The following is an 18,797-nucleotide window of genomic DNA, read 5'->3' as shown; positions in this document are numbered from 1 at the left end:
GGCTTCGCTCGGACGTTGGCTTGTCAGGACGGCTCTGAGTCTTCGGTGATCGGGCTCGTCGGCATCGCGTAGACCAGCGGCTCGCGGGCCTTCGAGTAGCTGCGCAGGGTGGTGGCCGAGGTCCAGATGTCCTCGCCGTCGGATCCGACCTCGACCTTCCAGCGGCCGGAATGCTTGGCGCGGTGATGGCGCCGGCATTCGCAGCGGCCGTTGTCGCTGTCGGTAGGACCGTTGCGGTTCCACGGCTTCAGGTGGTCGTAGTCGGTCTTGTCGGCGACTCGGTCGCACGCCGGGAAGGTGCACGTGTTGTCGCGAAGTTGGACGAATTCCTTGAGCGCCGCGCTGGGGCGGTACTTCTCCTCGGCCATCTTCTTGGGGAAGCCGCCGTCGTCGACGAGGACACCGGTCCAAGTGGCTTGAAGGCCCAACGCGATCTCGCGGAGCTGGTCGGCGGTGATGGCGCCATGGCCACGGACTGTGCCGGGGAGGTTGTCGAGGCCGAGGATGGTCGAGGCGTTGCCTGTGACGTAGACGTGGGCGACGGTTTTGCTGGAGTACTTGCCCAGCAACAGGTCTCGCAGGATGTCGGCGCGGAGTTCGTCCATCGAGCGTGGATCGCCTTTGTGGTTGAACTCGCGGGCGATGGTGTCGATGCGGTCTTGGACCGCGAGGACGTTCTCGGCCGTGTCGTGCCAGTGCTGAGTGGCCATTCCGTCGTAGTCGTTTTCGACGGAGACGTTGCGGTTCTTCTTCGCCGCGGCCCGGCGGCGGGCTGCTCCGAGTGGGTCGATGGCGAGGATGGTGCGGCGCAACAGATAGCCGAGCTGCTGTGGGTTCTTGAGCCAGGCCAGCCTGCTGATCGCGTCGTCGACGGCGCGGGCGGTCTCGTCGGACAAGCCTTGGGTGGCGCGGTCGATCATGTCGACGCGGGCGCGGTTGAGCCTGCCGTCGGCCAGCGCCGCGAAGGTCGAGGGGAGCAGGTGGAGCAGCTTGTGTGCCAAGGAGATGTCGCGGTCCGCGCGTACGGTGGAGATCTTGCGCTCCACCGCCAGGAGGTCCACGGCCTCTCGCGGGTCGTCGATCGACTCGGCGAAGCCGTTGACACCGCGCAGGTACGCGGCTTCGGCCATCGACCGGGCTTCGTCGGCCGCGGCGATCACGTTGAGGTGTTCATCGGCGCTCAGTAGGGACAGGTCTGCCGTGAGAAGCGCCGAGGGCGGCTGGCCTGTGTAGGGACTGTGTCTTCGTGGTTCGCTCACAAGTTCGAATGTAGAGACATAAGACACTGGCCGCCACAAAATCTGTGCGCATGGCGTACAAAAGTGCGAGAATCACTCGATGGAGTTACGGGTCCAGTGGGTGCGCACGTCGTGGACCAAGGCGTCACGAGGCGGAGCTGGAACCGCGCGGCGGAATGTCGTCCCGACTGTGTTTCCCTTGCCGCGTGGGCAATCGGTGCATGAAGTGCTGATGGATGAGCGGGATGGGTTCGAGCCGCGCATGAGTACGGGCGCGGAACTTCCGGCGGATGTGCTGCTGCGGGAGGAAGACGGTCTGCTTCACGTCCGACCTCACCTCTCCTCGCGCGGTCAGCCGTTTCGGCGTTACCGCCCGCCGCTGGTCCGGCTGGCGAAGGGCGAGCGGCTGAGCTGGCAGATCAACTACCGTTTCGTCGGATGTTGCGATGGCTCCTGGAGCTACCGCCTCGACACACTCAACGTCGCGGTGGATGGCCATTCTCTCGGTGAGCCGACGCATCTGATCGACGAGCGCGTGCGGCTGGCCTGATCCGCCCCGAATTGTCGGACCACGTACTTAAGATGCGGGAGTGATCGAAAACGCGTTCAGCCCACCTCCTCGCCCGGTGTCCAAAAGACGGTTGCCCGTGGCGCTGTTGTCCATGATCGTCGTGACCCTCGTCGGGCTCGGCTTGGCCGGGTACGGCTTCGTGAGCATGCTCGGTTACCAGCGGCTGGCGTACTCGGGCGGCGCCATGGGGTCGACTTTCACCAAGACCTCCATGCTGCTCGCCAAGGACACGACCGAGTACCGGCGCGGGGACATCGTGATCGTGGACTTGGGCGCGCTTACCGGGCAGCCCACTACGCCTCAGGGCATGGGTGTCACTCGGATCATCGGCGTTGCCGGGGACAAGATCGCGTGCTGCGCGGAAAAGGGACACATCCGCGTGAACGGCAAGGAGATCGTCGAGCCGTACGCGACCATCCCGGACCTGGGTCAAATGGAGTTCGAGACCACGGTGGCCCCGGACTCGGTGTTCCTGGCCGGTGACGACCGTGGTGCCGCCGCCGATTCGCGGCTGTCCGCCAACGAGTCCGGCGGTGGGAGCGTCAAGCTGTCGGACCTGCGCGGCCGCGTGGTCGCGACCGGGAACGTCATGACACCGACGATGCTGGAGCCGACGCCGGTGTTCGCCGACGCCGGGCTGGGCGCCAAGTCCGATGTGGACACTGAGTTGGCCGGGCTGCGGACGCTGGTGATGCTCGGCGGGATCGTCGCGGGTGTCGGTGTCATCGGGGTGCTCGTGTTCGCGGTCCGTGCTGCCGGAAGACGACGAAAAGCAGCCGCAGGCCCACCAGGGCGCTGATCACCAGGAGGTTGTAGCCGAATGCTTGGTTGAGTGTGAGGTTCGCCGTGACGCGCGGGCCGCCGGTGCTCGTCAGCAGCAGCACCGCCATGAGGCCGGTCGCGGCGCCGACGAACGCGAGCAGGAGCTCGTGCACCAGGCCGGTGATCACCTTGCGGTCGCGCTCGTCGGAGAACAGGCGGACGTTGACCGAAAGCCTGCCCTCCTCGAGCGCGCTGCCGATGCGGTCCAAGCGGCGGGGGAGGCGGCGGATCACCGGGAGCAACGTCATGAGCTCGTCGGACACGGTGCGGCGCAGGGAATCCGGGCGCAGGCCCGCGCCGATCCGCGCGGTCGCGAAGGCGCGTGATTCGACGACGATGTCGAAGCCCGGCGAGAGCAGTGCGAGGGTGCCCTCCATCGTGGCGAGTGCGCGGAACACCGCCGCGACCGGAGCGGGTACGGCGAGCCTGAACTCGGCGACCACGCGGAACAGGTCGGTGAACATCTCGACGTCCGGGGCCTGGCCGTGGTGGAAGTGCTTGGCGACCAGCGCGCCGAGTGCGCGTTCGAGGCGGCGCTCGTCGATCTCGTCGGGGCGGTCGACGATCTCGAGCAGGCCGTCGCGCATGGCGGCGGCGTCGCCTCGGTCGAGTGCGAGCAGGAGGTTCTGGAGGCCGCCGCGCAGGCTGGAGTCCAGTCTGCCGACCGAACCGAAGTCGAGGAGGCCGAGCCTGCCGTCGGCGAGCAGGAGCACGTTGCCGGGATGGGGGTCCGCGTGGAACACCCCGTGCAGCATCACCTGGCGCAGCAGGCAATCGAGAAGGGACTTGGCCAGCGCCGCACGGTTTTCGGCGGGCACGGTGTTCTTCGCGGCGGCGAGCGGGACGCCGTCGAGGCGGCGCATGACCAGCACGCGGTCCGTGGACAGTTCTTTGTGGACGGTGGGCAGGCCGATCTCGGCGGAGTCGTAGGCCGCGGACACGGCCGCGATGTTGCGGGCCTCGACGCGGAAGTCGAGCTCTTCGGCCAGTGCCTCGGCGAAGCCTTCGGCGAGGTCGATGACGCCGAGCGCCTGCGCCCATTTCGCGCGCTGGTCGAGTGAGGCGGCGACGCGGCGGACGATGTCGAGGTCGCGGTCGACGATCTGCTGGACGCCGGGGCGCTGGACCTTGACGACCACTTCCTCGCCGGAGCGCAGTTTCGCGCGGTAGACCTGGGCGATGGACGCTGCGGCGAGGGGCGTGGGGTCGAATTCGGCGAAGACCTCTTCGGGAGGCGCGCCGAGTTCGTCACGCAGGAGCTGCTGCACTTCGGCCGCGGGTGCTTGGGCGACCTGGTCTTGCAGTTTGCTCAATTCGTCGATGAAAACCGGCGGTAGCAAATCAGGACGAGTCGACAGCAATTGCCCAAGTTTGACAAAGGTGACTCCGCTTTCCTCGAGGGCTTGGCGCAGGGAACGGGCCAATTTCGCGTAGCGCGCGGCGCCGGGGTCGCGGCGGCCGGTGAGGTACGGGCCGAGGCCGTGGCGCACCGCGATCCGGCTGATCTGCGAGTAGCGGCGGGCGCGGCCGATGCGGTTGCGGACCGACCGAAGGCGGCCGAGCAGGCCGATGCCTTCGCCGCTCGGCGCCGCGAACTCGGCGACGAAGAGGAACAGCAGCGTCGCGAGGAAAGCGCTGCCCGCCACGGGAATCAGCAGCGCGGCGAAGAGTTTCGGGTTCCGGATCGCGTCCTGCGGCATCGCGGCCAGCACCCCGCCCGCGGTCAGCCAGCCGAAGCCGGCGCCGAGCAGCGCGCGCGACGCGCGGATGTGCACGCCGAGGACCCGGCGGGACGCGGCGACCAGCGGCCACAGCATCAGCAGGTAGGTCGGCAGGGTCAGCAGCCCGAGCAGCAACGAGGTCACCGCGAGATCAGACCATCGAATCGCCGCGTGCGCCCGGTACCCGAGGTGGGCGCACCTCCCTCTCGGGAGTGAGTCCCCTACTTTCGGACGTGGCCGTCGTCATGAATCGAGCCCTAACGTCGTCGAGCGCGGTTGCTTTCTTTCCCACATTCCGCCCAGGCAGTGAAGGGGAGAAAACAATGAACGGACGGGGTTTCGCGCGCGCATTCGGGGTCGCCATGGCCATCGCGGCACCGGTGCTGGTCTCCGCACCCGGCGCGGAGGCGGCGGTCACCACCACCATCTACCTCAACCCGGCGGGCCTGCCGGGCTATCAGGCGCAGCTCGACCAGTCCATCGCCAACTGGAACGCCGCCGTGCCGAACGTGAAGCTGGTGAAGCGCAGCACCGGCACCATCACCTTCCGCCAGGTCAGCGGTGGCGGCTCGTACACGAACACCAACGGCCACGGGCGCGGCACGATCGTGATCGACACCGTGCAGGCGGGCCAGTACAGCCCGACCCGGATCATCGCGCACGAGATCGGCCACAACCTGGGCCTGCCCGACCACTACACCGGGCCGTGCTCGGAGCTCATGTCCGGCCACGGCCCCGGCACGTCGTGCCTGAACGCCAAGCCGGACGCGAGGGAATCCGCGCAGGTGAAGCAGAACTTCATCAACGGGCTGACCGCCGCCGCTCAGGAGTTCAAGACCGTCTCCTAGATCCCTCCCGAGATAGTTCCCTCCCTGGAGTGAGGCGACCGGTTCGCGCGTCTGCGACGATCATGACGTGCGGATACTGGGGCCGGTGCTCGACCGGGCGACGTACCGCCGATGGACGTACTTCATCCTCGGCGGTGCGTTGCTCGTGCCGTACCTGCTGCTCGCGTCGGTGCTGGCGCCTTCGCTGCTGCCGGTGGTCACGAGTTTCGGGTACGCGCTGCCGATCGGCGGCGGGCTCGCGCTCGTGGTGATGGCCGCGTCCTCGCTGATCCCCGCCGTGCGGGTGCTCGAAGGCGCCGCGATCCGGGAGATGCTCGACGATCCGGTGCCGGACGCGACGTTCGGCAAAGGCACCGGCCGGGTGCGCATGGCCGCGATGTTCATGGCGCACGTGCTCGTCGGCGGCGTCGTCAGCCTGCTCAGTCTCGCTTTGCCTGTGCTGCTGGCGTTTTCCGTCGCAGGGCTGTTCACCGGCGAACTGTCGATCGGCACCGGTCCCGACACCACCAAGGTCCAAAAAGGATGGGCGGGCACCTGGCTGCCCGCCTTGCTGTTCGTTTCGCTCATCGCGCTGATCTACCTTGTGTGGGCGGCGGGCGGCATGCTCGCCAAAGCCGCGCGGCGGCTGTTCGACGTGACCGCCGCCGAGCGGATCGCGCAACTGGAACGCCGCGCCGGGCAGCTCGCCGAGCGCAACCGGCTCGCACGCGAGCTGCACGATTCGGTCGGGCACGCACTGAGCGTGGTGACCATCCAGGCAGGCGCCGCACGGCGCACGCTGCGCACCGATCTCGAATTCACCGAGAAGGCGCTGGAAGCCATCGAGGAATCCGCGAGGTCGGCGCTCGACGATCTCGACCATGTGCTCGGGCTGCTGCGGGAGGAATCCCGGCAGACGCGGACGCCGCAGGCGGGGCTCGCCGAGCTGCCCTCGTTGTTGCAGGCGACGGGACTCGCCGGGATCGACGTCGAAGCCGACCTTCGTGGTGACCTGACCGCGGTGCCGCCAGTGGTGTCGCGGGAGGCTTACCGGATCGTGCAGGAATGCCTGACCAATGTGCTGCGGCACGCCGGTAAGGTCCCGGTCGGGCTGGTCGTCGACGCCGCGCCGGGACGGCTGGAGATCACGGTCGGCAATCCGCTGGGCGCCGCCGAACCCGGCGCGCGGCGCTCCGGCGGCCGGGGACTGCGGGGGATCGCGGAACGGGTCGAGGTGCTGCGCGGGGAGTTCACGGCAGGGCGTGAAGGCGATCGCTGGGAGGTGCGGGTGAGGCTGGCATGGTGAGCACGATCGGGGTGCTGCTGGTCGACGACGAGCAGCTGATCAGGGCCGGGCTGCGGGCGATCGTCGACTCCGAGCCGGATCTCGCGGTGGTCGGCGAGGCGGCCGACGGCGCCGAGGTACCGGGCCTGGTGGCGAAACTGCGGCCGGACGTGGTGCTGATGGACGTGCGGATGGCCGACGTGGACGGCATCACCGCGACCGCGCATCTGCTGTCCGCCACCGAAAAGCCGCCGAAGGTGATCGTGGTGACCACCTTCGAGAACGACGACTACGTCTACGACGCGCTGCGGGTCGGCGCGAGCGGATTCGTGCTCAAGCGCGCGCGGGGCGAGGAGATCGTCGGCGCCATCCGGACGGTGCACGCGGGGGAGTCGCTGCTGTTCCCGGCGGCGATCCGGCGGCTGGCGGCCGGGAACAGCCAGCCGGGCGGCGATCGGCTGGCGCGCGCGAACCTCACCGAGCGCGAGCGGGAAGTGCTGCGGCTGGTCGCGAGCGGGCTGTCCAATGGAGAGATCGCGAGCGCGCTCTTCCTCGGCGTGCAAACGGTCAAGACCCACGTCGGCAACGTGCTCGCGAAGCTCGGCGCGCGCGATCGCACGCAGGCCGTGATCCGGGCCTACGAGTCGGGGTTCGTCACGCCGGCTGAGTGAGCCGCCGGTCGCGTTGCTTGCCGATGCCGCGCATGACCTCGATGCGGTCGGCGCCCGGCCTGCCGAGCACCCAGCTCGACCCCGGCACGGCCTTCGCGCGCTTCTTCAGCGGCGCGAGCAGGCGGGACACTTCGCGATAGGACCCGATCGTGCGGCTGCCGCACACGAGCGTCGCCAGCGACACCGTCACCGGCATGCCTTCGGCCGACCACGGGGTGTCCAGCAGCGTGCCCGCGACGGTGCCGATCTCGTCGACGTCGCAGGCGACCAGGAAATCGTCGCCGCCGACGTGGCTGACGGTCATCCGGCGCATGCGCGAGGCCAGCTCGGTGAGCGTGCGGCCGAGCGCGCGGATCAGGTCGTCGCCCGCCGCGAACCCCATGGTGTCGTTGACCGTCTTGAACGAGTCCACATCGAGCCAGGCCGCCACGAACGGCTCGCCCTGCGCGATACGGCGGTCGACGTCGCGGGCCACCGTGTCGCTGCCGGGCAGCCGGGTGAGCGGGCTCAGCGCCGCGGCCTCCTCGACCTTGACCTCGGCGACGCCGCGCACGACCTCGGTCACCAGCACGACGCCGAGGCAGCGGCCGGTGTCGTCGACGACGATCACGTCGTCGCCGGTGCGGCTCCAGTCGGCGTCGGTCACCAGCTCCAGGAACTCGAGCGCGCTCGCCTCGGCGTGAATGGTGTGCGGCGCGTCGGCGAGGCGCTCGGCGCCGCGCTTGGCGTGCAGCGCGTGGCCGTACGGACCTGTTACGGCCAAAAGGAAACGCGTGCGGTTGATCGACCATTGTGGACGGTAGTGCTCGTCGACGCCGACGATGCCGGACGGCCCGTCGGCCGCCGCCAGCACCTCGCGGACGTCCTCACAGGTCGCCGTCGACGGCAGGGTGCTCGCCGGGCGCAGGAAATCGCGGACGCGGGGCGCGGTGTGCGGGCCCGGCGCGAGCCGCTGGTCGGGCTCGGGCATGGCCGCGCCGGTCAGGCCGGCGAGTTCGAGCTCGGGACCGGCCGGCGCGAAGAGATGGCCCTGCGCGATGCGGACGCCGAGCTTGCCCGCGGCGTCGAGCTGCTCCTCGGTCTCGATGCCGGTGGCGACGAGCCGGGTGTGCGTGCGGGAGGTGAAGTGCAGCAGCGCCTCGACCACGGCGATGGCCGACGGGTCGTCCGGCAGCCTGCGCAGCACGCTGCGGTCGAGTTTGAGCAGGTCGATCGGCGCGGTGGAGAGCAGGCCGAGTGGGAGGTCGCCCTGGCCGAGGCCGTCGAGCGCGAGGCGGAAGCCGAGTTCGCTGAGCCGCTGCATGCCCGCGAGCGCCTTGTCGGCCCTGAGGTAGGAGAACGGCGGCCCGATTTCGAGCACGACCTCACGGGTGCGCCTGCCCGCGTTGAGCAGTGCCTCGAGCAGCGGCTCGAAGTCGTGCTTGGGCGCGGCGAGCGACGGCGCGGTCAGGTTGATGTGCAGTGGCAGGAGCGTGTGGTGCTCGGCTTCCTGCTTGACCGCCTCGGCGGCCAGCGCGATGTCGGTCTCGGTGAGCCTGCCTTCGCGGCTGGCGGTGGCCAGCATGCCGCGCGCCGTCCCCTTGTCGGGGCGCGCCAGCGCTTCCAGCGCGACGACGCCGCCGGAGTGCAGGCTGTAGAGCGGCTGGAAGGCGAACCGGACCGTGTTCTCGAGGACACTCGCGGCGATACCCACGTTTCGATGGTGGCCGCTGCCAGGCGAAAGGGAAATCGAAGTCGGCTGATGTTCATTTCGTTGGCATCGGCGTTCACCCGATCAGCAGCCGCCGGACCGCCCACGGGGCCGTACGGAAAAGTTCCGCCATCATCGTGGCGGTGCCGGTGAGATCTTCGCGGCCGGAGGTGAACGCCCGCTGGCTCTTGATCGGCAGCCGGAAGAACAGTTCGAAGAACTCGGCGAGACGGTCCGGCGGCATCCGCAGCAGCGCACGCAGACCGTAGCGGCGCAACGCGTGCACGGCTCGGGCACGCGGCGACCAGATCACGTCGCGCGCGGCGCGCACGGCGGCGACCGGGTTCACGCCCAGCCCGTCCGCCAGCGCCGAGGCGACAAAAGGGGCGAGCTGGAGCGAAGCCGCGAGGCTGTATCCCGTCGCCGGATGCACGAGCCCGGCGGCGACACCGAACGCGAGACCACGCGGACGCGGCAGGTCCAGCGGGATGCGCACGCGTTCCACGTCGTCGGGCACGGCGATCCCGGCGGCGGCCAGCCGGGCGTGCAGCCGCCCCGCGAGCACCTCGACGGGCAGTCCCGGGCGGCGCGCGAGGCAGGTCTCTTCGACGAGGACGCGACCGTCGCCGAGCGGGAGCGCATAGAGAAAGGTGCCCGCCGAGCCCCAGTCCATGAAGACGGCGGTGTCCTCGGGGACCAGCCGCGACGCTTCCTCGGCGCTCAGCTTCACGCCGTACGCGGTCTGCTCGGTGCAGCGGACCGGCCCGCCGGAGAGCGCGCGGCGATGACTCGTCGCGTCGACGGCCACCGCGGCGGCGATCGGGCCGCCCTCGCGCAAGGTCACCGTCGCCCCACGCGGCCCGACGGCCGCGCCGGTGACCTGTCCGATCCGGACATCCACCCGCGGGTCGGTCAGCGATTCACGAAGTGCGGCGTTGTCCACCACCAGATAGCGCCGATCGAGCCGGTGCTCGGTGGTCCCGTGCGCGAGCGTGACCGACGGCGACGCCGCGACCGGGACGTCCGGGAACTCGTCGGCCCACAGTCCGTAAGTGGCTTGCCAAGGCTTAAGAGGCGCAGGGTCGACGAGGGTGGTGTCCAGGCCGAGCCGCGCGCAGGCCGACGCCAGCGCCCAGCCCGCGGGTCCCGCTCCGGCGATCACGACATCAGGCACGTCGCCGATCGAATCATGGCCGTGAGGGATACGGTGATGCGCATGGCCGCACTCGACCCGCGTGATCATCGGCGCGACCCCGACGGCGAGACCGCCGGGTTCGCCGACCTGGCGGGCAGCCCGTCTCGCGCGGACCGGGACCGCATCGCCGTCTCGCCGTTCTTCGCCAGGCTAGGCGGGGTCACCCAGGTGGTCAGCGCGGGCGGCTCCGGCCTGCTGCACAACCGGCTGACGCACAGCATCAAGGTCGCGCAGGTCGCGCGCGCCATCGCGGAGCGGATCAACGCCTCGGCCGACGCCGACCTGGCGCAGAAGCTCGGCGGGCTCGACCCGGACGTCGTCGAGGCCGCCTCGCTCGCGCACGATCTCGGGCATCCGCCGTTCGGGCATCTCGGCGAGCGGACGCTGGACCGCATCGCGCGCAACCGGTTCGGGCTCGCCGACGGGTTCGAGGGCAACGCGCAGACGCTCCGGATCATCACCACCACCGACGTGCGAGGGCCGTCCGCGGCCGGGCTGGACCTGACCTCGGCCGTGCGCGCCGCGGTGCTCAAGTACCCGTGGGCCCGGCTGCACGTGCCGTCGCCGCATCCGTCCACGATGGGGGTTCCGCCGCGCGGCGCGGCCGAGCCGGACGACGCGCCGGGCACCGGATCGAGCAAGTTCTCCGCCTATGTGACCGAACTCGACGACTTCGCGCAGGCGCGCGCGCCGTTCGCGGCCAGGATCGAGTACTGGCAGCAGACGGTCGAAGCGTCTGTGATGGACACCGCCGACGACATCGCGTACGCCATCCACGACCTGCAGGACTTCCACCGCATCGGCGTGCTGCAGCACGCGACCGTGGCCGCCGAGCTCGGCGAGTGGGCCGAACATCGCAGCGAACTGTCCCGGTTGGACGACGCGACGGTGTCCGAACGGAGCCGCCGCCCCGGGTACTCGCTCGAACGGCTGCGCAGGCGCCTGCACATGAAGGACTCGTGGATCGTCGACGACGACGCGTTCGGCGAAGCGGTGGCGCGTGTCCGTGAAGCGTTGGTGGAAGGCCTGCTCGGCAGCGCTTTCGACGGTTCGCTCGACGCCGAACAGGCGACTGCGGCGTTCTCCGCGCAGTGGACGTCCAGGCTCGTGGAAGGTGTTTCGCTGATCGCCTCGCCGCCGCCGCGGTCGGGGCACGTCACGTTGAACACCGCGCAATGGCACGAGGTTCAGGTGCTGAAGTTCGTGCATCGCCGGTTCGTGCTGCTGCGCCCCGATCTCGCGCTGCACCAGCGCGGGCAGGCGGCGCTGGTGTCCACTCTGGTCGACGCGCTCGAAGCGTGGCTCGGTGACCGCGACGAGGTGTTCCGGCTGCCGCGCAGGTTGCACGACTTGGTGGAACTTGCACATGGCGAATATCGCGAACTCGCCCGCACCACGCCGGAATTGCTGGTCGGCGCGACCGGGGACCGGGTGGACGGACCCGACGCCGTGCGCGCGCTGGCGCGGGGCCGCGCCGTGGTCGACTTCGTGGCTTCGTTGACCGACAAGCAGGCGGTGACGCTCCTGGATGCGTTGTCCGGGCGTGCTTCCCAGCCTTGGTCGGACTCTTTCGTGCTCTGAACGGGCTAATCCCGTAAAAAACGTTCCTCCCACTGAGTGGGTGTCACTCTAACGGGTGCTGCCGTGGTGAACTCCGTGTACCTAGGTTGATCCAGTCGGTAACCATCGGCATCAGTGAGCGTGAGTCGGGGCACGCGCCTGGAGAACCGGAGGCGTACGTGCGTCCAAGTCGTACGATTAGGGGAAGAACCACGGCCTACGCGGCCGGGGCAGCGGCGTTGATCGCCGCACTGGGGCTGGTCACGCCCGTGGCCGCGTCGGCGGAGACAGTGCTCTCGCCCGATGCGATCGCGGACAACACCGCGCAGCAAATCGGTGCGCTGCAAGCGATGAAGAAGAACCTGACCGCTGCTGAGTCCAAAGTGGACAGCAAGCTGCTGGTCCAGCAGAAGATCCAGAAGCACGCGCTGTCCGCACAGGCGGTGCCGCAGCTTCAGTCTGGGGCCGAAATCTCCCCGGCGGGCACCACGCTCGTCGACATCCGGGTCGACAAGGTCTCGCAGGACCTGCTCGACACTCTGGTCAAGCTCGGCGCCGGCGTCCGCGCGGTGTCCGAAAAGGTCGGCAGCATCCGCGCCGAGCTCTCACTCGACGCGGTGACGCAAATCAGCCAGCGGAGTGACGTCCGCCGGGTCGAGGTCGCTGACGGTGCGATGACCGCCTCGCAGCTCGCCAACCCCGGTGGTCCGAACCAGGCGAACCCCGGCAGCAGGCCGGAGTCGAAGGAAGACCTCTCGAAGCGGCTGACCGCCGAAATCCAGAAGGCCACCGCGGCCAAGTCGGCGCGCACCAGCGCCGACGCCAACGCGGTCATCACCAGTGAGGGCGACCGGGCGCACAACGCTGACCTCGCCCGCCAGCAGTTCGGCATCTCGGGCATCGGCGTGAAGGTCTGCGCGCTGTCCGACGGTGTCAACTCGCTCGCCGCCTCGCAGGCGAAGGGCGAACTGCCCGCGAGTGTCGACGTCATCCCCGGCCAAGAAGGTTCGGGCGACGAAGGCACCGCGATGCTGGAGATCATCCACGACCTCGCGCCCAACGCGGCGCTCGGTTTCGCGACCGCGTTCAACTCCGACGCCAGCTTCGCGGACAACATCCGCAAACTGCGCTTCGACGCGCACTGCGACATCATCGTGGACGACGTCCTGTACTTCAAGGAATCCCCGTTCCAGGACTGGATCATCGCCCAGGCCGTCAACGACGTGACCGCGGCGGGCGCGCTGTACTTCTCCTCGGCCGGTAACGAGGGCAACGTCGCCGACGGCACCTCGGGTCACTGGGAAGGCGACTTCAACGACTCGGGCAAGCCGATCGGCAAGTACGCGGGCACCGCGCACAACTTCGCGCCGGGCACCGGGCTGCAGATCTACGAACCCCTTTCCGACGCCTCGGGCTCCGGCGTGCCGGTGATCCTGCACTGGTCCGACCCGCTGGGTCACTCGAACAACGACTACGACCTGTACCTGATCAACTCGGCGGGCAACGTCGTCAGCTTCAGCCAGAACAACCAGACCGGCACCGAGGACCCGTACGAGCGGGTCAACACCACCGGTGGCGCCGGCCTGCGCCTGGCGATCGTGAAGTTCTCCGGCGAGAACCGCTACCTGTCGCTTTCCGCGCTGCGTGGCCGGTTCAAGGACTCGGCCGACGGCCTCAAGGCCTACGCCACCCCCGGCGTGACCCTCGGTCACTCGGCCGCGCGTGCCGCGTTCAGCGTCGCCGCCGTCCCCGCGGCGAAGGCGTTCCCGCGTGCGCTCGAGCCGGGCGACCCGGCGAACCCGGTCGGCCCGTACCCGGCCGCCTACGGGCCGGGCAGCAAGGCCGAGCGGTTCAGCTCGGACGGCCCGCGCCGCGTGTTCTACCAGGCGGACGGCACCCCGATCACACCGGGGAACGTGAGCTCGACCGGTGGTGAGGTGCGGCAGAAGCCCGAGATCGCGGCGGCGGACGGCGTGTCCACCAGCGTCGGCGGCTTCAACCCGTTCTACGGCACCTCGGCGGCGGCGCCGCACGCGGCGGCCATCGCGGCGCTCGTGCTGTCGGGCAACCCGGGCCTGCCGCCCGCGGAGGTCCGCAGCGCGCTGATCAACACCGCGGTCGACATCGAGGCTCCCGGCGTCGACAACCTGACCGGCGCCGGCGTCATCCTCGCCGACAAGGTGCTGCAGTACACCGGCGCCAGCCCCCAGCCGCGTGCCATCGCGGCGAAGCCGACGGTCACCCCGACCGACGGTGGCGCGTACGTCGACCCGGGCGACTCGGCCAAGGTGACGTTGCCGGTGACCAACGACGGTGACGGTGTCGCCTCGTCGGTCAGCGTCGTGCTGACCAGCCCGACCCCGGGTGTCACGGTGGCGCCGCGCTCGAAGAGCTACGGCACCATCAGCCCCGGGCAGACCGGTGTCAACGACTTCACCATCACCGTGCCCGCCACGCAGCAGCTGGGCGACCCGGTGGTGCTGAACGCCAAGGTGACCTTCGCCGGTTCGCTCTCGCCGACGACGCAGACCTTCCAGATCCCGGTCGGCCAGCCGTCGCCGGTCGCGAAGGACTTCGCCTACGCGGGCGCCCCGGTGGCGATCCCGGACAACAGCCCGCTCGGCGCCTCGGTGCCGATCACGGTGTCCGGTGTCGGCCGCGCGTCGAAGCTGACGCTGTCGGTCGACGGCACCGAGTGCAGCAGCGACCAGAACTCGACGACCGTGGGCCTGAACCACTCGTACGTCGGTGACCTGGTCGGCACGCTGACCTCGCCGTCGGGCAAGAAGGCCACGGTCTTCCAGCGCAACGGCGGCGGCGGCAACAACCTGTGCAAGGTCGTCTTCGCCGACGACGCGGCCCGCCCGTTCAGCTCGGTGGCCGCGGGTGACAACCCGTTTACCGGCACCTGGCGCGGCACCCAGCCGCTGTCCGGCCTGGTCGGTGTCGCGGACGGCACCTGGACGTTCGCCGTGGTCGACGCCGCGGGCGGCGACACCGGGTTCATCCGCTCGGTCTCCTTGCACGTCAACGGGTTCGTGACCCCGACGGAGGCGGGCGCGACCCAGCGCCCGGCCACCGGCCGCCCCGGCGGTGTGCACACCGGGCCGGTCAAGCCACAGTAGCTCTACTGTGGGTTTGTGAAGGCGCGTGAAGTAGCAGGCGGCGGGCTGGCCGTCGAGGTGTCCCAGGACAGGCTCGACGGCTGGTTCGCCCGCTTCGCTCAGCGCAACTCCGGCGTCGTCTCGACGGAGCTGCGTGCCTCGGAAGTGATCGTGCGCGGAGGGAACGGGACAACGGCCCAGGTGGCCGTCCCGTTCCCTCCGTTTTCCGTTTCCGGGTCTTTCGAGGGCCTGCACGTGGACGCGCTGGCCGAGCACCTGGCTGTGCCACGAACCGTGGGGTTGCTTCTGGTGCGGCTCGGCGGACACTCACTCGGGCTCGCACGTGCCGGTTCGGTCCTGGTTTCGCGGACCGATCGGCATCTCGTGCACGGGCGGTCCGCCGCGGGCGGGTGGTCGCAGCAGCGGTTCGCGCGGCGCCGGGAAGGCCAGGCACGTCAGGCTTTGCGTGCGGCGGCCGAGGACGCGTTCGAGGTGCTGGTACCTCGTCTGTCCGAAATGGACGGTCTATTTCTCGGCGGGGACAGGCGTGCTCTCGACGAGCTTCGCGAGGACCGGCGGCTGACGCCGCTGTTCGCGCGAGCCGAAGCGCGGGTGCTCGACATCCCCGAGCCACGGCGGACCGTGCTGGATGACGCGGCCGAACGGGTGCTGGGTGTGGTCATCGTGGTCAAGGGCCCGTCTGATTGACCCACACGCCCCTGCCGCAATTACCGTCAGAGCGCAGCGGCCGGTCACCGGAGAATGTCCGGCATGACCGAAGCGACCACCATGCCCAAACCCCTCAAGAACGTCCGGATCCTGCTGTGGTTCCAGGCGGTGGCGAACATCCTCGTCGGCGTACTGGTGACGATGGTCGCGCTGAACGCACTGGACCACGGGGACGAGGACGCCGCGTTGCCGCTGGCGATCGGCATCATCTCGCTGATCATCGCGGTGGTGCTGGCCGTGTGCGCGGTGATGCTCTCGCGCCGCGCGGCCTGGGTCCGCACCACGGTCATGGCGCTCGAAGGCATCAGCGTGCTTTCCGGCGTTATCGGCCTGGTCACCGGCGGCGCCGTCACGCTGCTGATCGGCATCGCCATCGCGATCGGCATCCTGGTCAGCCTCAGCAACCCGGAAGTGAAGGCCTGGTTCGCCGCCTGAAAGCTCGTGAGTGGTATGACCGGTTCTAACCGGTCATACCACTCACGAGCGCTTCCTCGCAGGTCCGCACGACCACGCGGGCCGTCGCGCGGTCGGTCGAGCTGAGCAGTGAATCCTCGGCGATTTCCTTCCACCGCCCCAAAGTGTCCGGCGCCGCCTGCGCGCCGCTGAGCAGAAGCCGGGCCTCGTCGGCGAGCTCGGGCGTCAAGACCGTCCGGCCGGTGCGCAATGAGGACAGTGCCCGCAGCGCCCGGAATTCGTGCGCTCCGGCCAAAACCCGGTCCAGCTCGACGCCCAAGGCGCCCGCGCCCGGCTGCAATTCCCGCCGCAGCAACGCTTCCAGCGCCAGCAAGGCCGTGCGTGACTTCAAAACCGGGGCGTGCTCGGCGAAACACTGGCCGATGCCATCGCGCAGGTCGCTCAGCCCGCTGCGCTGCTGGAACTGGGCGGACAGCTTCGGCGCCGTGTCACAGCCCTGCCGCAGCAACGTCACCGCGAGCCGGACCCCGAACAACCCGAAGCTCCGCACCAGCGCGGCGCGCACCTCCGGCTGGACAGGGGCCGGGCATTCCGGGCGGACGAACCGGTCGGCCGAGAGCAGCCATGGCGCCAGTTCCTCCCGGCCGCAGCCCGCGAGCAAGGCGAGCGCGTCGAACTGGGTCTCGTCGACCATGCGCCCGGCCGCCGCCGCGAGCCCGGCGACCGCGATCAGGTCGCAGACCTCGCCGATCTCCGGCTCACGGCGACGCCTGCGCGCGATCTGACGGGCCGAGATCAGGGCGTCGACGCGTCCGCCGCCGAGTTCGTCGGCGTGTGACAGCACCGCGATCGTGTGCATGCCGCCGTCCATCGGGACCGTGTCCGCCGGATGCCGCAGCAGGAACAGGACCGCGTCGGCGTCCTGGCTGGGCTCGTCGACCAGGATCAGGTCGCCCAGCCCTCGGCTCGGCCAGCTGACGATCGGCGAGGTGACCGGCGCGCCGACGAGCGCGGTCACCATTGTCGATTTACCGCTTCCTTCCGCGCCGGCCACGGCGATCCGCAGCGGCTCGGCGAAGCGCGCGCACTGCGTCTGCAGCCAGCCGACCGCGCGCGGGTTGTCCTGGTACACCTCGAGCGCCTGATTGAGCAACGCCCACGTCTTTTCCTCGACCGTCACGCGATGAGACCCCGCGGCCGCACCATGCCCATGTCACGTACCCGCTTGCGCAGCGCGGCCAGCTCGTCCATGCCCGCCTTGATCTCCTGCGCGCGTTTGGTCCGCCTGGCGACGTCTTCGTCGATCACCTGCTTCAACGCGCGCGCCGACTCGTTGATCTCGGCACGCTGGGACGCCGCGAAAGCCGTGAAACGGTCACGCAGCGCGCGATGCAGCACCCGCGCGGTGTCCTTGCTTTCCTTGCCGTAAGTGAGAAAGAAGTCGTCGACGTGCCGCTGTGCCGCCGTCTTCGCGCTCGCCTGGCGGCGCTTGAGCCGATGCCCGCGCTCCTCGAACACGCTCTTCGCGCCGAACGCGGCACCCGCGCCCAGCGAAATCGGGTTGATCAGCGGAAAACCCGCGAGCGTCGTCGCGAGGCCGAACATCAGCAGGCCGCTGTACGAGCCGCGCATGCCGACGAACAGCTTCTGCCCGATGCCGAACTTCTCCACGCTCGGCATCCGCAGGCCGAGATCCTGGTCGGCGAGGTCGCCGACGTCGAGCGCGTCGCGCAGCAGATCGGGCCGGTCGGGCGCGACCTGGCGGACGATCTTCTCGGCGATGTGGCCGAACCGGTCGAGCAGCCAGCCGAAGTTGGTCTCGGCGACCTCGGTGAGATGACCGCGCAGCCACTCCTCGAACCCGTCCCAGGTGCGGAGCGGGTCGGCGGCGTCGAAGTACTCGTCGACCTCGCGCAGGATCCGCCTGGTCCGGTCACGTAGGTCGAATTCGAGGTCGGACAACAGGTCCGAGACCTCGTCGGTGAGCATTGTCTGCCAGCGCGCGGAATCCCGGTTGAGATCCTCCATGCGCTTGCCGGCGGCATGCCATTGCGCGACGACCTCGTCGGTCTCCGACTGCTGTGTCGCGGCGTATTCCTCGTGCAGCGGCGCGGCGACCTGCTCGACGGTGATCGCGGCCAGCGCGGCGGCCGAGCGCAGGGTCAGCAGCTGCGACTGGCCGAGCCAGTCCTGGTGCAGGCATTTGACGAGCTCGCCGAAGCCGGATTCGGCGTTGAGGTCGCGGTCGCCGTTCTTCGCGGCGACGAGGCGCAGTGTGGCGGAAACCGGGATCAGCGTGGCGGACAGCCCGGCCCGCGCGAGGCGAGTTCGGTTACGCTCAGCGACTTCCCGCCAGCCGGGCACCAGATCGATCTTCGTCAGCGCGATCGCCATCGTCGGGCACAGCTGCGCGAGCTTGGTGAGCAGATCGAGTTCGTACGCGGTCAGGTCGTGGGTGCAGTCGGACACCATGAGCACCGCGTCGGCGCGCCAGATCTCGGCGAGCGTGTGTTCGGTGGCCGCGGGGGTGTCGACGAGCACGAGACCGGCGGCCAGAAGTTCCCTGGGCAGCCCGATTCGCGTGCGGACGACGGCGCCTCGCGCGCTCGCCGCCTGCTGATTCGCTTGCCGCGTCGCGGATTCCACCGGGACGGCGACGTTGTCACCGGCTTCGATGGCCTTGCGCGTCTCGTCGAGGACGATGGTCGCCACGGGCTGTGCGGCGTGCTCGACGATGGCGGGCGCGAGCGTGGTGAGGTCGTCGCCGACCGCGCAGACGGGCGCGTTGACCAGCGCGTTGATCAGCTGGCTCTTGCCCTGCCCCGGTCCGCCGACGACCAGGATGCGCAGCTTCGGGTCGAGCAGCGCGCTTCTTCGGTCCAGCAGGCGCTGGGCCAGATCCGCACGGCGATGCTCCGCGCAGACGCGGATGGTGTCGTCCACTAGGTGCAACCAGGCTGGTGCGTTCAT

15 protein-coding genes are annotated in these 18,797 nt (G+C 69.6%); 9 read left to right on the top strand and 6 right to left on the bottom strand.

Translation table 11 applies throughout. The features are described from left to right. Positions 1-23: 23 nt before the first annotated feature. Positions 24-1,259, bottom strand: coding sequence for a DUF222 domain-containing protein (locus AB5J62_RS25610; protein WP_370942482.1), 1,236 nt, complete (start codon positions 1,257-1,259; stop codon positions 24-26). Between the two features lie 196 nt (positions 1,260-1,455). Here AB5J62_RS25610 and AB5J62_RS25605 point away from each other — a divergent pair, with 196 nt between their 5' ends. Continuing rightward, positions 1,456-1,788 carry a hypothetical protein gene (locus tag AB5J62_RS25605; protein ID WP_370942481.1) on the top strand — a complete coding sequence of 111 codons (333 nt, stop codon included), beginning with the start codon at positions 1,456-1,458 and terminating at the stop codon, positions 1,786-1,788. Positions 1,789-1,900: 112 nt separating this feature from the next. Beyond that, on the top strand, positions 1,901-2,608 hold the full coding sequence (gene lepB / locus AB5J62_RS25600) for a signal peptidase I (RefSeq protein WP_370942480.1): 708 nt from the start codon (positions 1,901-1,903) through the stop codon (positions 2,606-2,608). On the opposite strand, the gene AB5J62_RS25595 is transcribed toward lepB, so the two are convergent. Then, positions 2,532-4,448: an ABC1 kinase family protein gene (locus AB5J62_RS25595; protein WP_370950332.1), complete on the bottom strand. Its 1,917-nt coding sequence runs from the start codon at positions 4,446-4,448 to the stop codon at positions 2,532-2,534. The two genes, lepB and AB5J62_RS25595, sit on opposite strands and share 77 nt — an antisense overlap. Positions 4,449-4,675: 227 nt before the next feature. On the opposite strand from AB5J62_RS25595, the gene AB5J62_RS25590 reads away from it, so the two are divergent. The 3 genes from AB5J62_RS25590 to AB5J62_RS25580 all read left to right on the top strand — a co-directional run bounded on the left by AB5J62_RS25590 (position 4,676) and on the right by AB5J62_RS25580 (position 7,135). Then, entirely contained in the window at positions 4,676-5,200 is a 525-nt protein-coding gene (locus tag AB5J62_RS25590; protein ID WP_370942479.1) for a snapalysin family zinc-dependent metalloprotease, read from the top strand. 67 nt (positions 5,201-5,267) lie between these two features. Continuing rightward, positions 5,268-6,485: a sensor histidine kinase gene (locus AB5J62_RS25585; RefSeq protein WP_370942478.1), complete on the top strand. Its 1,218-nt coding sequence runs from the start codon at positions 5,268-5,270 to the stop codon at positions 6,483-6,485. Beyond that, entirely contained in the window at positions 6,479-7,135 is a 657-nt protein-coding gene (locus AB5J62_RS25580; protein WP_370942477.1) for a response regulator, read from the top strand. Before AB5J62_RS25585 ends, AB5J62_RS25580 begins: the two co-directional genes overlap by 7 nt. On the opposite strand, the gene AB5J62_RS25575 is transcribed toward AB5J62_RS25580, so the two are convergent. Together AB5J62_RS25575 and AB5J62_RS25570 are read right to left on the bottom strand one after the other, a co-directional pair. Further along, positions 7,119-8,828, bottom strand: coding sequence for an EAL domain-containing protein (locus tag AB5J62_RS25575; protein WP_370942476.1), 1,710 nt, complete (start codon positions 8,826-8,828; stop codon positions 7,119-7,121). The two genes, AB5J62_RS25580 and AB5J62_RS25575, sit on opposite strands and share 17 nt — an antisense overlap. Before the next feature lie 73 nt (positions 8,829-8,901). Beyond that, positions 8,902-9,999 (bottom strand): lycopene cyclase family protein, encoded by a 1,098-nt coding sequence (locus tag AB5J62_RS25570; RefSeq protein ID WP_370942475.1) that lies wholly within the window; start codon positions 9,997-9,999, stop codon positions 8,902-8,904. Between the two features lie 42 nt (positions 10,000-10,041). On the opposite strand from AB5J62_RS25570, the gene AB5J62_RS25565 reads away from it, so the two are divergent. The 4 genes from AB5J62_RS25565 to AB5J62_RS25550 all read left to right on the top strand — a co-directional run bounded on the left by AB5J62_RS25565 (position 10,042) and on the right by AB5J62_RS25550 (position 15,848). Further along, positions 10,042-11,601, top strand: a complete 1,560-nt coding sequence (locus AB5J62_RS25565; protein WP_370942474.1) for a deoxyguanosinetriphosphate triphosphohydrolase family protein — start codon at positions 10,042-10,044, stop codon at positions 11,599-11,601. Between the two features lie 218 nt (positions 11,602-11,819). After that, positions 11,820-14,705 (top strand): S8 family serine peptidase, encoded by a 2,886-nt coding sequence (locus tag AB5J62_RS25560; protein ID WP_370942473.1) that lies wholly within the window; start codon positions 11,820-11,822, stop codon positions 14,703-14,705. A 15-nt stretch (positions 14,706-14,720) separates the two neighbouring features. Continuing rightward, positions 14,721-15,392, top strand: coding sequence for an acVLRF1 family peptidyl-tRNA hydrolase (locus AB5J62_RS25555; RefSeq protein ID WP_370942472.1), 672 nt, complete (start codon positions 14,721-14,723; stop codon positions 15,390-15,392). A 63-nt stretch (positions 15,393-15,455) separates the two neighbouring features. Next, complete coding sequence (locus AB5J62_RS25550; RefSeq protein ID WP_370942471.1) at positions 15,456-15,848, top strand: hypothetical protein; 393 nt, start codon at positions 15,456-15,458, stop codon at positions 15,846-15,848. Positions 15,849-15,873: 25 nt separating this feature from the next. On the opposite strand, the gene AB5J62_RS25545 is transcribed toward AB5J62_RS25550, so the two are convergent. Beyond that, on the bottom strand, positions 15,874-17,007 hold the full coding sequence (locus AB5J62_RS25545) for a hypothetical protein (RefSeq protein WP_370942470.1): 1,134 nt from the start codon (positions 17,005-17,007) through the stop codon (positions 15,874-15,876). Further along, positions 17,004-18,797, bottom strand: coding sequence for a dynamin family protein (locus AB5J62_RS25540; protein WP_370942469.1), 1,794 nt, complete (start codon positions 18,795-18,797; stop codon positions 17,004-17,006). The genes AB5J62_RS25545 and AB5J62_RS25540 overlap by 4 nt, the downstream gene beginning before the upstream one ends.

Source organism: Amycolatopsis sp. cg5 (assembly GCF_041346955.1).
Lineage (GTDB): Bacteria > Actinomycetota > Actinomycetes > Mycobacteriales > Pseudonocardiaceae > Amycolatopsis.
Note: the sequence above shows the minus strand (reverse complement) of the source record. Positions and strands in the feature narration are given on the sequence as shown.

Coding starts and splice junctions, on each gene's coding strand:
- AB5J62_RS25565 (WP_370942474.1), top strand. CDS start 10,042: ATGGCCGCACTCGACCCGCGTGATCATCGGCGCGACCCCGACGGCGAG.
- lepB (WP_370942480.1), top strand. CDS start 1,901: ATGATCGTCGTGACCCTCGTCGGGCTCGGCTTGGCCGGGTACGGCTTC.
- AB5J62_RS25580 (WP_370942477.1), top strand. CDS start 6,479: ATGGTGAGCACGATCGGGGTGCTGCTGGTCGACGACGAGCAGCTGATC.
- AB5J62_RS25540 (WP_370942469.1), bottom strand. CDS start 18,797: ATGAACGCACCAGCCTGGTTGCACCTAGTGGACGACACCATCCGCGTC.
- AB5J62_RS25590 (WP_370942479.1), top strand. CDS start 4,676: ATGAACGGACGGGGTTTCGCGCGCGCATTCGGGGTCGCCATGGCCATC.
- AB5J62_RS25595 (WP_370950332.1), bottom strand. CDS start 4,448: ATGCTGTGGCCGCTGGTCGCCGCGTCCCGCCGGGTCCTCGGCGTGCAC.
- AB5J62_RS25550 (WP_370942471.1), top strand. CDS start 15,456: ATGACCGAAGCGACCACCATGCCCAAACCCCTCAAGAACGTCCGGATC.